Origin of the sequence: Kitasatospora sp. NPDC057500, assembly GCF_042802195.1 — a bacterium.
Lineage (GTDB): Bacteria > Actinomycetota > Actinomycetes > Streptomycetales > Streptomycetaceae > Kitasatospora.
In genome coordinates this window covers 1-12350 of record NZ_JBHVER010000016.1, presented here as the reverse complement: position 1 = coordinate 12350, position 12350 = coordinate 1, and the positions used below count along the sequence as shown (strand labels likewise).

At 71.1% G+C, this 12350-nt stretch carries 11 protein-coding genes; 6 read left to right on the top strand and 5 right to left on the bottom strand.

Annotated elements, in window-relative coordinates; translation table 11 throughout:
- Positions 1-6 precede the first annotated feature (6 nt).
- Positions 7-771 carry an alpha/beta hydrolase gene (locus ACFU74_RS05785; protein WP_380752298.1) on the bottom strand — a complete coding sequence of 255 codons (765 nt, stop codon included), beginning with the start codon at positions 769-771 and terminating at the stop codon, positions 7-9.
- Entirely contained in the window at positions 768-971 is a 204-nt protein-coding gene (locus ACFU74_RS05780; RefSeq protein WP_380752295.1) for a hypothetical protein, read from the bottom strand. The genes ACFU74_RS05785 and ACFU74_RS05780 overlap by 4 nt, the downstream gene beginning before the upstream one ends.
- Positions 972-1140: 169 nt before the next feature.
- Here ACFU74_RS05780 and ACFU74_RS05775 point away from each other — a divergent pair, with 169 nt between their 5' ends.
- Positions 1141-1704: a PadR family transcriptional regulator gene (locus tag ACFU74_RS05775; protein ID WP_380752293.1), complete on the top strand. Its 564-nt coding sequence runs from the start codon at positions 1141-1143 to the stop codon at positions 1702-1704.
- Positions 1705-1777: 73 nt separating this feature from the next.
- Entirely contained in the window at positions 1778-3139 is a 1362-nt protein-coding gene (locus ACFU74_RS05770; RefSeq protein WP_380752290.1) for an MFS transporter, read from the top strand.
- Between the two features lie 30 nt (positions 3140-3169).
- On the opposite strand, the gene ACFU74_RS05765 is transcribed toward ACFU74_RS05770, so the two are convergent.
- Complete coding sequence (locus tag ACFU74_RS05765; protein WP_380752287.1) at positions 3170-3787, bottom strand: TetR/AcrR family transcriptional regulator; 618 nt, start codon at positions 3785-3787, stop codon at positions 3170-3172.
- Positions 3788-3920: 133 nt separating this feature from the next.
- Here ACFU74_RS05765 and ACFU74_RS05760 point away from each other — a divergent pair, with 133 nt between their 5' ends.
- The 3 genes from ACFU74_RS05760 to ACFU74_RS05750 are packed head-to-tail and all read left to right on the top strand — an operon-like array spanning position 3921 to position 8427.
- On the top strand, positions 3921-5198 hold the full coding sequence (locus ACFU74_RS05760) for an MFS transporter (RefSeq protein ID WP_380752284.1): 1278 nt from the start codon (positions 3921-3923) through the stop codon (positions 5196-5198).
- A gap of 53 nt (positions 5199-5251) precedes the next feature.
- Positions 5252-7543: a glycoside hydrolase family 3 C-terminal domain-containing protein gene (locus ACFU74_RS05755; RefSeq protein ID WP_380752281.1), complete on the top strand. Its 2292-nt coding sequence runs from the start codon at positions 5252-5254 to the stop codon at positions 7541-7543.
- Complete coding sequence (locus ACFU74_RS05750) at positions 7540-8427, top strand: polysaccharide deacetylase family protein (RefSeq protein ID WP_380752278.1); 888 nt, start codon at positions 7540-7542, stop codon at positions 8425-8427. The genes ACFU74_RS05755 and ACFU74_RS05750 overlap by 4 nt, the downstream gene beginning before the upstream one ends.
- Before the next feature lie 211 nt (positions 8428-8638).
- On the opposite strand, the gene ACFU74_RS05745 is transcribed toward ACFU74_RS05750, so the two are convergent.
- Both ACFU74_RS05745 and ACFU74_RS05740 read right to left on the bottom strand, forming a co-directional pair.
- Positions 8639-9598, bottom strand: a complete 960-nt coding sequence (locus ACFU74_RS05745) for a pirin family protein (RefSeq protein WP_380752275.1) — start codon at positions 9596-9598, stop codon at positions 8639-8641.
- 139 nt (positions 9599-9737) lie between these two features.
- Positions 9738-10238 (bottom strand): SseB family protein, encoded by a 501-nt coding sequence (locus tag ACFU74_RS05740; protein WP_376137792.1) that lies wholly within the window; start codon positions 10236-10238, stop codon positions 9738-9740.
- Between the two features lie 226 nt (positions 10239-10464).
- Between ACFU74_RS05740 and ACFU74_RS05735 the strand changes: the two genes are divergently transcribed.
- Positions 10465-12294, top strand: coding sequence for an acyl-CoA dehydrogenase (locus tag ACFU74_RS05735; RefSeq protein WP_380752271.1), 1830 nt, complete (start codon positions 10465-10467; stop codon positions 12292-12294).
- Positions 12295-12350: the final 56 nt, after the last annotated feature.

Sequence of the window (12350 nt, the reverse complement as noted above, 5' to 3'; positions counted from 1 at the left end):
CGCCGGTCAGTTCCCCCTCTCCGCCAGGCCGAGGAGGAACTCCGCCGTCTCCCGCAGCGTCGAGCGGTACCGGGGGTCGCCGGGTCCGGCGTTGAAGAAGCCGTGCTCCGCACCCGGGTACTCCACGAGGCGGCAGTCGTCGCCCCCGGCCGTCATCAGCTCGCGCAGCCGCCGGACGTGGGCGATGGGCACGATCCGGTCGTCGGTGCCGTGCAGGACGAGGAGACGGGGAGCGCCGGGGCGCAGCAGCCGCAGCGGGGAGAGGCGCTCCGCCGTGTCGGCGGGGATGCCGACGACCTGGCTCAGCGAGGTCCCGGAGCCTTCGGCCGCCGAGACCAGGTCGACCGCCGGGTTGAACAGGACGAGCGCGGGAACGTCCGCCCGGCCGGTCAGCGCCGCGGTGAGGGCGAGGTGGCCGCCGGCCGAGCCGCCCCCGGCCGCGACGAGCCGGGGCGGGAGGCCGTGGGACGCGGCGACGGCGCGGAAGTGGTGGACCGCCGCCGTGGCGTCGTCCAGGCAGTCGTCGAGGCTCTCGGCGCCGGAGCCGAGCAGCCGGTAGCCGGCGGTGGCGGCGAGCACGCCCTGCCGGGCGAGGTCCTCGCACTGGGGGGTGAACTGGTCGGGGGTGCCGGTGCGCCAGCCGCCGCCGTGGAAGAGGATCACGGCGACCCTCGGCGGCCCGCTCCGCGGGGCGTGCACGTGGAGCGGGAGCGACCGCCCGTCGGGGGACCGGAAGGAGGTCGCCGTCAGGGTCGTGTCGTGGGCGCTCATCGTCGGCCTCCGGTCGCGGCGAGTTCGTTGGAGAGTGCGGTGGGCCTGTCGCGGTCCAGCAGGCCGACGGCGAAGGCGGTGGTCTGGAGCGGCGAGAGTTCGGCGACCACGCGGGCGAAGGGCCCGTCGAGGGGCGGGCCGAAGTGCCCCCGCAGGACGCGTTCGGCGCCCGGGTCGAACATCACCATGATGGCCTTCATCGAAACCCTTCCTGAAGTCTGGGAATCAGGTGTCTATGTACGCTAGAACATAGATAACTGGGTCGCCACCGTCTGTTTCGCGGAATATTGCGTGTCCAAGACCTTGACATTGCCGCCGCGTGACCGCAGCCTGTCTCCACCGCTAGATACGAATGAATATAGGGGCCCCATGCAGCTCGACTTTGTGATCCTGGGGCTCCTGGCCCTGCGCCGATTCTCCGGGTACGACCTGCGCCGGTGGATGGACGGCAAGGGGCAGTACCTCGGGTACGGCGTCCACCTGCCCCAGATCTACCGCAGGCTCGCGAAGCTGGTGGAGCGCGGCTGGGTCGAGTACGACGTCGACGCCCGCGACGCGGCTCCCGACGCGAAGGTCTACCGGCTCACCGAGGACGGCCGCGCGGCCCTGCTCGACTGGGCGCGCTCACCCTACGAGCCGTCCGTCCGCCCGACGGACTCCGATTTCAGGATCCGCTTCATCTTCGCCGGCCAGCTCGACCGCGCCATCGCCATCGGCCTGGTGCGGACCGAACTGGACTACCGCCTGAACCAGGTCGCCGGTAAGAACGGCGCTCTGGAACTGCCCGACGCCTACGAGTCGCAGATCCCCGAGCTGGACGCCGACCTGGCCCGCGAGGTCCATCTCCTGGCCCACGAACGCGGCTACGCGTCCATGCACTCGTACATCGTCTGGCTCCAGCTCACCCTGCAGCGACTGGAGTCCGGCCGGTGACCCCCCACCCTTCACCGGCGCGCCCCCCACCACCGCCCCCGCACCGCGCGTGCGCCCCCGCAAGGAGTTCCTCGTGCGCAACACCCTCCCCGGAGCACGGCCGAAGAAGAGAGGCCGTCAGCTCGGCCTGCTCGTCGGCATCAGCAGCATGGACAACACCGAGATGAGCGTCACCTCGGTGATGTTCCCCGCGCTGCGGGCCGCCCTCGGCCTGCCGCTCGCCGCGCTCGGTGTCCTCGTCGCCGTGTCCAAGCTCGTCGGGGTCGTCACCGGCCCGCTCTGGGTGCTCGTCGCCCAGCGCTACAGCCGGAGGACGGTGCTCGCCGCGTGCTCCGGACTGTGGGGCGTGTGGACGATCGCGACGGGGTTCGTCCAGAACTACCCCCAGCTCATCGTCATGAGCGTGATCGCGGCGGCCGGGGTGGCGGGCGGCGGCCCGCTCGTCAACGCGATCCTGTCCGACCTCTACGACGACGCCTCCCGGGGCCGGGCGGCCGGCTACCTGTACGGCTTCATCGCCCTGTTCACCGCCGTCGTCGGGCCCCTGATGGGACAGCTCTCCCGCTTCGAGGACGGCTGGCGGTACGGATTCTTCGCCGGCGGCACCCTCCAGATCTGCTTCGGCGTCCTGATCCTGCTGTTCCTGCGCGACCCCGGCGTCGGGGCCTCCGAACCGGGCCTCGCCCCCGGGTCGGACTCGAAGGCGCCGGGAGCCGCCCCGCTGACCTGGCGGCGGTTCCGTGAGCTGCTCCGCATCCGGACCTTCGTCCTGGTCCTCGTCCAGCGGCTGACGACGGGTCAGTTCATCCTGCTCAGCTTCGGCGTGGTGTTCCTGACCGAGGTCCACGGCTACAGCAACGCCGAGGCGTCCCTCGTCGTCCTGCCCATGGCGCTGGCCTTCTTCGTGGGGACCCTGGTGGGCGGTGTGGTCACCGACCGGGTCCACCGCCGGCACCCGGACGCCGGCCGGATCGCCGTGTTCCAGACCGCACTGATCGCCTGGGCGCTGCTGGCCTGGGTCGCCACCCAGGTCGCCTGGGGGTCCATCACCCTCTTCGCCGTGTTCTTCTCCCTGCTGACGTTCATCTCGGGCTTCAACCCCGGTGTCAACCGACCCCTGGTCAGCTCCGTCACACCGCCCGAACTCCGGGGCGCGGCCTACGCGCTGATGCTCTCCGCCGAATCGGTCGGCTGGGCGCTCAGCACGGTGGGCGTCGGCTACCTCGGTGACCTGGTCGGCCTGAAGACCGCGTTCCTGTGGCTGCTGGTGCTGATGACCCTGGCCAACGGCCTGTTCATCTCGCTCTTCTACCGGCCCTACGTGCGGGACACCGCGGCGGTCCGGGCCGAGCTGGCCCGCCGCTCCGGGGCGAGCACCCCTTCGGCCGACCAGGAGAGGACGACGGCCTCCGGCCGGGCCCTGATCAAGGAATGAGCGACCGTCCGGGCTGCCCGGCCGTCCCGGCTATGGCGCGCCGGCGTCGGCGCCGTCGGACGACTCGGCGCCCTTCGTGAGCAGCCGCCAGACGCGGCGGACGTGGTCGGGCATGTCGATGGTCGGGTCGCTCAGCCACTGGAGCTGGATGCCGTCGCATGCCGCGACCAGGGCCGCGGCGAGGAAGTGCGGATCGAAGCCGGGCTTCATCCGGCCCGCGCGCTCCTCGGCCAGGAGGTGGTCGGCGATCGTGCCGCGGATGAAGGCGAAGCGTTCCTTGAAGTAGGCGTGCGCCGGGTGCGCCGGGTCGATCGAGGCGGCGGCAAGAGTGACGTAGAGGCGAGCCCGGCCGGGGTCGGCGGCGTTGAGGGCCATGCTCTGCGCCAGGAACTCGCCGGGATCGCCCTCGGCGTTCTGGGCGCGGTAACGCTTGTAGCCCGCCTGGTTGCTCGCGCGCAGGACCTCGGTCAGCAGGTCGTCCTTCGACTCGAAGTGGTGCCTCAGACCGGTCAGGCTGATGCGGCTCTCCTGGGCGACCGTCCGCAGCGTCGTGTTGCGCTCGCCCTCACGGCCGAAGATCTCCAAAGCCACCCTGAGGATCTCCTCACGCTTGGCGATCCCTTTCGCGTAGGAGGTTCTGGCGTTCACGGGACCACCTTAGTCCGTGACCTCCCTGGCCGATCCCGGGTCGAGTCCCACCGGCGACCCCTTGCCCACAGAAACAGTACACCGTACTGTTTTCAGCTACCCGCGGGACGCGGCCGCCCAGAAGAAGGTCCTCATGTCCAGAGCCACCAGCAATCCCCCCGCCCCACCCTCCGCCCCGACCGGGGAGCCGGAACCCACCGGCCGAGCGCTGCGACGCCTCATGGCCTGCATCGGCCCCGCCAATCTCTCGATCGCCCTCGTCTGGGGCGCGGTGCCCGGCATCCTGCTGGCGCTCCAGGTCCAGCGCATGGTCGGCGAGCAGGCCAAGGTCGGCACGCTCGCGCTGGTGACCACGGTCGGGGCGGTCTTCGCGATGACGGCCCAGCCGATCGCGGGAGTCGTCTCGGACCGGACCCGCAGCCGCTTCGGCCCGCGCGCACCGTGGATCGTGGCGGGCACGGTGACGGGCGCCGCGGCGCTGGTGGCGATGGCCTTCATGCCGTCGATTCCCCTGCTGATGGCCGCCTGGTGCGTGGTTCAGCTCGGCTACAACTTCGCGATGGGCCCGCTGTCGGCGGTCATGCCCGACCGGGTGCCCGTCCAGAAGCGGGGCCTGTTCTCCGCCGTGTTCGGCCTCGGCACCATGCTGGGCTCCCTGTTCGGCCAGATCCTCGCCGCGACCTTCGAGCAGCGGATCACGCTCGCGTACATCGTCCTCGCCACGCTCACGGCGATCGCGGTGACCGTCTTCGTCATCCTCAACCCGGACCGGTCGAACCAGGACGAGCCCCGGGAACCCTTCCGCACCGGGGAGTTCCTGCGCGGCTTCGCGCCCAGTCCGCGCATGTACCCGGACTTCTGGTGGGTCTTCCTCGGCAGGCTCTTCACCTACCTCGCGTACTTCCTGGTCTTCGGCTACAAGCTCTACATCCTCCAGGACTACATCGGCCTGCACGACGAGGCCGTCGACCACGTGCCCGCACTCGCGCTCGCCACGGTCGCCGGGATCCTGCCGGCCACCGTGATCTGCGGCCCCCTGTCCGACCGGCTCGGCCGGCGCAAGATCTTCGTCATCGCCTCGGCGGCGCTGATCGGCTGCTCACTGGTGATCCCGCTCGTGGTCCCCGACATGACGGGGATGCTCGCGATGGGGTTCACCGCCGGCCTCGGCTTCGGCTGCTTCCAGGGCGTGGACACCGCGCTGATCTCCCAGGTGCTCCCCTCCGAACAGTCCTTCGCCAAGGACCTCGGCGTCGTCAACGTCGCCTCCACCCTGCCCCAGGTCCTCGCACCGGCCATCTCAGGAGCCGTCGTCCTCGCCCTCGGCGGATTCCGCACGCTCTTCCTCGCCGCGGCGGCCTTCGGACTCATCGGCGCCGCCGCGGTCCTACGCGTCAGAAGCGTCCGATGACCGCACCCACGCCCTCCCCCCACCCGCAACGCACGCCCCCAGGGAAAGACACCATGACCGACACGCCCCACCCGACCGGGACGACGCGCACTCTCGCGGCGCTGAGCCTCGAAGAGAAGGCCGCCCTGACCACCGGCGCGGGCTGGTGGCACACGGCCTCCCTGCCCCAGGCCCGCATCCCCCCGGTCCGGCTCTCGGACGGACCGCACGGCCTGCGGGTCCAGGACGAGGCGGCGGCCGATCATCTCGGGCTCAACCACAGCGACGCGGCCACCTGCTTCCCGCCCGCCGTCACGCTCGCCTGCAGCTGGGACGCCGAGCTGGCCGCCCGGGTCGGCCGCGCGCTGGCCCGCGAATCCCTGGCCCACGGCGTACACGTGCTGCTCGGCCCCGGCGTGAACATCAAGCGCAGCCCGCTGTGCGGGCGGAACTTCGAGTACTTCTCCGAGGACCCGCTGCTCAGCGGGGTGCTGGGAACAGCCTGGGTGAACGGTCTGCAGGCGGAGGGCGTCGGCGCCTCGGTCAAGCACTTCGCCGTGAACAACCAGGAGACCGACAGGATGACGGTCAGCGCGGACGTCGACCCGCGCCCCCTGCACGAGATCTACCTGCGGGCCTTCCACCGGGTGGTCACCGAGGCCGCGCCCTGGACCGTCATGTGCGCCTACAACCGGGTCAACGGGGTGCACGCCTCGCAGAGCCCGTGGCTGCTGACCGAGGTGTTGAGGAAGGAGTGGGGCTACCAGGGCCTGGTGGTCTCGGACTGGGGCGCCGTGGTCGACCGGGTACGAGCCCTCGCCGCGGGCCTCGACCTGGAGATGCCCTCCTCCTCGGGCGTCGGTCCCGCCCAGGTCGTGGCAGCCGTCGAAGCCGGGCGACTCGACGAAGAGGTGCTGGACCGCAGCGCGGCCCGGGTGATCGAACTCGCCCGGAAGGCGGCCGAGGGCAGCCGACCGGGCGCGGACTTCGACGCCGACCGGCACCACGGGCTCGCCCGCGAGGTCGCCGCGCGCGGCGCCGTGCTGCTCAAGAACGAGGGCGGACTGCTCCCGCTGGATCCGACCGCCGCACTGCGGATCGCCGTGCTGGGCGAGTTCGCCCGCACCCCCCGCTACCAGGGCGAGGGCAGCTCACGGGTCACCCCGACCCGGCTGGACGACGCCCTCACGGCGATCACCGCCGCCGCCCCCGCGGCAACGGTCGCCTTCGCCCCCGGCTTCCCCGTGGACGACCCGCACGCCGACGCGGACGCCCTGCGCGGGGCCGCGGTGCGCGCCGCCGCGGCGGCGGACGTGACCGTGCTGTTCCTCGGGCTTCCGCCGAGCTACGAGTCCGAGGGCTACGACCGCGACCACCTCGAACTCCCGGCCGAGCAGATCGGGTTGCTCGACGAGGTGGCCGCGGTGAACCCGAACCTGGTCGTGGTCCTGGCCAACGGCGGCGTGGTTCGCCTGGCGGGCTGGATCGACGCGGTTCCCGCGGTGCTGGAGGGCTGGCTGCTCGGACAGGCCGGCGGATCCGCGACCGCGGACCTGCTGTTCGGCGCCGCCAACCCGTCCGGACGGCTCGCCGAGACCATCCCGCTGCGGCTCGCCGACACCCCCGCGCACCTGGACTGGCCCGGCCACAACGGCCACGCCCGCTACGGCGAGGGGCTGTTCGTCGGGTACCGCTACTACGACGCCCGCGAGCTGGAGGTCTCCTTCCCCTTCGGTCACGGTCTGTCCTACACGACGTTCGCGTACGAGAACCTGCGCACGACGTCCGACGACGCGGGTCTCGCCGTCACCGTGGCCGTCACCAACACCGGGGACCGCGCCGGTCACGAGGTCGTCCAGGCGTACCTCGCGGTGCCGGGTTCGCGCGTCCAGCGCCCGGTCCGCGAGCTCAAGGGCTTCGCCGTGGCGCACCTCGGTCCCGGGGAGACGGCGGACGTGACCCTCCGGATCGCCCGCGCGGACCTCGCCCACTACGACCCGGAGGCACACGCCTGGGTCGTCGAGGACATCGACCACCGCCTGGACATCGGCGGGTCCAGCCGCGACATCAGGCTGACCGCGACCGTCGCCGTCGCGGGAGACCCCGCCACCTCCCTCCCCGACGCCGACTCCACGGTGGCCCAGTGGCTCGCCCACCCCGTCGGCGGCCCGGCCATCACCGAACTGCTGAGCACGGTCCGGGAGTCGATGGGCGACGGCTATCCGCAGGAGGACAGCCCACGCCACCGCATGATGGCCCAGCTGCGGCTGAGCCAGCTCGCCCAGCTCCCCATCGTGCCCGTCGGCCCGGATGACCTGCACCGGCTGATCGCGACCGTCAACTCCCCGAAGGGACCTTCCTCATGAGCCTCGCCCGGCAACTCGGCCACGGTCCGGACGAACGACTGCTGATCATCAACGCCGACGACTACGGCATGTGCCACGCCGCCAACACCGGCATCACCTCGCTGCTCGAAGCCCGGGCCGTCAGCTCCGCCACCGTGATGCTCCCGTGCGCCTGGGCGCCCGACGCCATCGCCCGCGCCAAGGCCGGCGGCTTCGACGCGGGTGTCCATCTCACCTTCACCAGCGAATGGCAGGACTACCGCTGGGGGCCGGTCGCCAAGGACCGACCGGTCCCCACCCTCGTCGACGACGCCGGCTTCTTCCCACGCGACCCCAGGGCCGTCGAGGAGAACGCCGACGCGGAGGACGTCCGCACGGAGATCCTGGCCCAGCTGAGCAGGGCCACGGCCCTGGGACTGGACCCGAGCCACCTCGACAACCACATGGTCAGTCTCCACGGACTGCACACCGGCCGGCACTTCCTCGACGTCGTCCTCGACGTCTGCGCCGACCGCGGCCTCCCCTTCCGGCTGCCCCGCAGCCCGGAGGGCTTCGGGCTCCCCGCCGCCGCCCGGCCCCTGCACGAAGAGGCGGTCCGGCTGGCCGACGCCGCCGGCGTGGTGCTCCCGGACCACCTCAGGGGCCTCCCCTTCCACCGGACCGAGGGGGAGACCTACGAATCCTTCCGCGAGTCCTTCATCACCATGATCAGGACACTCGCCCCCGGGGTGACCGAGGTCTTCCTCCACCCCTTCTCCGACACCGCGGAACTCCGCGCCATCACCCCCGAACACACCAAGCGCGCCTGGGAACTGCGCGTCCTCACCGACCCCGAGGCGCAGTCGGCCCTCCGCGACGTCACCCTGATCGGGTGGTCCCGGCTCCGGGACGTGCAACGCGCATGAGCTCCGAACGCGGCAGGGCGAGGAACGCCCGGTGGACGCGGGAACGGCACCGGTGCCCCGCCGCCTGGCCGGTGGACCCGCCGTCGAGTGGCGTGGGCAGCGCGCTGCGGGCGCCGGCCGGCGTGGGGCCGGCCGGCGCCGGGGCCGGTGGTTCGGGCGGCGTGCAGGGCCAGGGTGGGGGAGAGCCGGTCCTACGCCGTGCCCCGCTACCTCAGTGGCCGTCGGCGGGGATGGTGCCGAGGCGGCCGGCCTGGAAGTCCTCCATGGCCTGCTGGAGTTCGCGGTGGCTGTTCATGACGAACGGGCCGTAGTGGGCGACGGGCTCGCGGATGGGGAGGCCGCCGAGGAGGACGACCTCGAAGTTGGGGTCGCGGGAGTCCTGCTTCTCGCCGGCGCGCAGGGTGATCGAGTCGCCGTCGCCGAAGACCACGGCCTGGCCGCGGTGGAAGGGGCGGTGCTCGGTGCCGGCCGAGCCGTTGCCGGCGAGGCCGTAGGCGAGGGCGTTGAAGTCGGAGCGCCAGGGCAGGGTGATCTGGGCGCCGGGGCTGATCGAGGCGTGGATCATGGTGATCGGGGTGAAGGTGGTGCCGGGGCCCTGGTGGCCGTCCAGCTCGCCGGCGATGACGCGCAGCAGCGCGCCGCCGTCCTCGGTGCTGAGCAGCTTGACGCTGCCGCCGCGGATGTCCTGGTACTTCGGGGTGATCATCTTGTCCGAGGCGGGCAGGTTGACCCAGAGCTGGAGGCCGTGGAAGAGGCCGCCGGACTGCACCAGGGACTCCGGCGGGGTCTCGATGTGCAGGAGGCCGGAGCCGGCGGTCATCCACTGGGTGTCGCCGTCGGTGATGGTGCCGCCGCCGCCGTGGGAGTCCCGGTGGATGAAGGTCCCGTCGATGATGTAGGTGACGGTCTCGAAGCCGCGGTGGGGGTGCCAGGGGGTTCCCTTGGGCTCGCCGGCCGCGTAGTCCACCTCGCCCATCTGGTCCATCATGATGAACGGGTCGAGGTACTTCTGGTTGATCTTGGCGAAGGCGCGGCGGACCGGGAAGCCCTCCCCCTCGAAGCCTTCGGGGGCGGTGGCCACGGTGAGGACCGGCCGGGCGCTCGTGACGGTGGGGTCGGGGGTGGCGACGCGCGGGAGGGTCAGCGGGTTTTCGACGGTCACGGCGGGCATGTCGGCCTCCTTCGGTGGATGTTCCTCTGGCCTGTGTCCACGAGATTAGTTCAATGCTCAACAAGAAGCAAGTTGAATGTTGAACTAATTACTTGCGGGGCGGTCGCCCGGCCGGGGGCGGGCCCCCGTCCATCGTCCGTCAGCCGTACATCCGCCGCATGGTGAAGTCGACCATCTGCTCGACCGCCTTGGCGTCGAACACCATCCGGTGCTCGCCCTCCATGTCCAGCGCGAAGCCGTAGCCGGTCGGCAGCAGGTCGAGGACCTCGGCGCCGGTGACGGTGAAGTGCTTGGAGTCCTTGCCGGCGTAGCGGCGCAGCTCCTTCAGCGAGCTGAACATCGGGATGACCGGCGTCGGCGTGTTGTGCAGCGCCAGGAAGCCGGGCCGCTCGCCGCGCGGGCAGTGCACCTTGGAGGTGATGAAGATGGCCTGGAAGTCCTCCACCGCCATGGAGCCGGTGGTGAAGGCGCGGACCGCGTCCGCCAGGGATGGCGGCGACGGTTCCGGGTAGAGGGACTGCTGTGCGCTCGGCGGCTGCTCGCCGTACGGGCCCGGGCCGGGCATGCCGTTCATGCCCGGCTGCGGCCCCGCCTGCTGGTAGGGGTCGCCCGGGTACGCGTTCTGGTCATAGCCGTACACACGGACAGGCTATCGGGAGCGCGGGTCCCCGCGCGGGCGTCGATCCTGACAAGAGCGGACCGTCCCGGCTTGTGGGACGTGACCACGTTCATACGCCGATCCGCGGAGGATTGTCGGGCGGGGGCTTGAAACAAGTTACCGCCGGGTAGCATCATGAGGCCTACTGGTGGGTACGGGCGCCCGAAAGCGGAGATGTCCCGGAAGCGACGAACCGGAGATAACGGCCATGGGTCACTACAAGTCCAACCTGCGGGACGTGGAGTTCAACCTCTTCGAGGTGTTCGGCCGCGAGCAGGTGTACGGCACCGGACCGTTCGCGGAGATGGACGTCGAGACCGCGAAGAGCATCCTGAGCGAGATCTCGCGCCTCGCCGAGAACGACCTCGCGGCGTCCTTCACCGACACCGACCGCAACCCCCCGGTCTTCGACCCGGAGACCAGCACCGCGCCGATCCCGGCGGCCTTCAAGAAGAGCTACCAGGCCTTCATGGACGCCGAGTGGTGGCGCCTGGGCATCCCGGAGTCGATCGGCGGCCAGGTCACCCCGAACTCGCTGATCTGGGCCTTCGCGGAGCAGATCCTCGGCTCCAACCCGGCCATCTGGATGTACTCCTCCGGCCCGGCCTTCGCCGGCGTCATCGCCGAGGAGGGCACCGAGGCCCAGCTGGAGGTCGCCAAGCGGATGACCGACCGGCTGTGGGGCTCCACCATGGTCCTCACCGAGCCGGACGCCGGCTCGGACGTGGGCGCCGGCCGCACCAAGGCCGTCCGGCAGGAGGACGGCTCCTGGCACATCGAGGGCGTCAAGCGCTTCATCACCTCGGGCGAGCACGACATGTCCGAGAACATCGTCCACCTGGTGCTGGCCCGCCCCGAGGGCGGCAAGCCCGGCACCAAGGGCCTGGGCCTGTTCATCGTCCCCAAGTTCGACTTCGACTGGGAGACCGGCGAGCTGGGCGAGCGCAACGGCGTCTACGCCACCAACGTCGAGCACAAGATGGGCCTGAAGGCCTCGAACACCTGCGAGATGACCTTCGGCGCCAAGCACCCGGCCAAGGGCTGGCTGCTCGGCGAGAAGGTCGACGGCATCCGCCAGATGTTCAAGATCATCGAGTTCGCCCGGATGATGGTCGGCACGAAGGCCATAGCCACCCTCTCCACCGGCTACCTGAACGCGCTGGAGTACGCCAAGGAGCGCGTGCAGGGCGCCGACATCTCGCAGTTCCTGGACAAGACCGCCCCGCGCGTCACCATCACCCACCACCCGGACGTGCGCCGCTCGCTGCTGAACCAGAAGGCGTACGCCGAGGGCATGCGCGCCCTGGTGCTGTTCACCGCCTCCGTCCAGGACGACATGGCGGCCGCCAAGCTGCGCGGCGAGCACGACGAGGCGGCCGAGCGCCTGAACGACCTGCTGCTGCCGATCGTCAAGGGCTACGGCTCGGAGAAGTCCTACGAGCAGCTCGCCCAGTCCCTGCAGACCTTCGGCGGCTCCGGGTACCTCCAGGAGTACCCGATCGAGCAGTACATCCGGGACGCCAAGATCGACACCCTCTACGAGGGCACCACGGCCATCCAGGGCCAGGACTTCTTCTTCCGCAAGATCGTCAAGGACGGCGGCCAGGCGCTCACCGCGCTGTCCGAGCAGATCCAGAAGTTCCTCGGCTCCGCCGAGGGCGGCGACGCCCTGGCCGCCGAGCGCGAGCTGCTCGCCAAGGCCGCCGGCGACCTGGAGGCCATCGTCGGCAAGCTGCTCGCCGACCTCTCCTCGGTCGAGCAGGACGTCAAGAACATGTACAAGGTGGGCCTCAACACCACCCGCCTGCTGATGGTCTCCGGCGACGTCGTGGTCGGCTGGCTGCTGCTGCGCCAGGCCGCGGTGGCCCTGGCCAAGCTGGAGGCCGGCGCCTCCGAGAAGGACGTGCCGTTCTACCAGGGCAAGGTCGCGGCCGCCCGCTTCTTCGCCCGGAACGTGCTGCCGACCGTCGCCCCGCAGCGCCTGATCGCCGAGGGTGTCGACAACGAGATCATGGAGCTGGCGGAGGAGGCGTTCTGACGCCGCCCGCGCCGCCCGCCTGACCCCACCCCACCCTCGCGCCGAAGGGCCCGGTC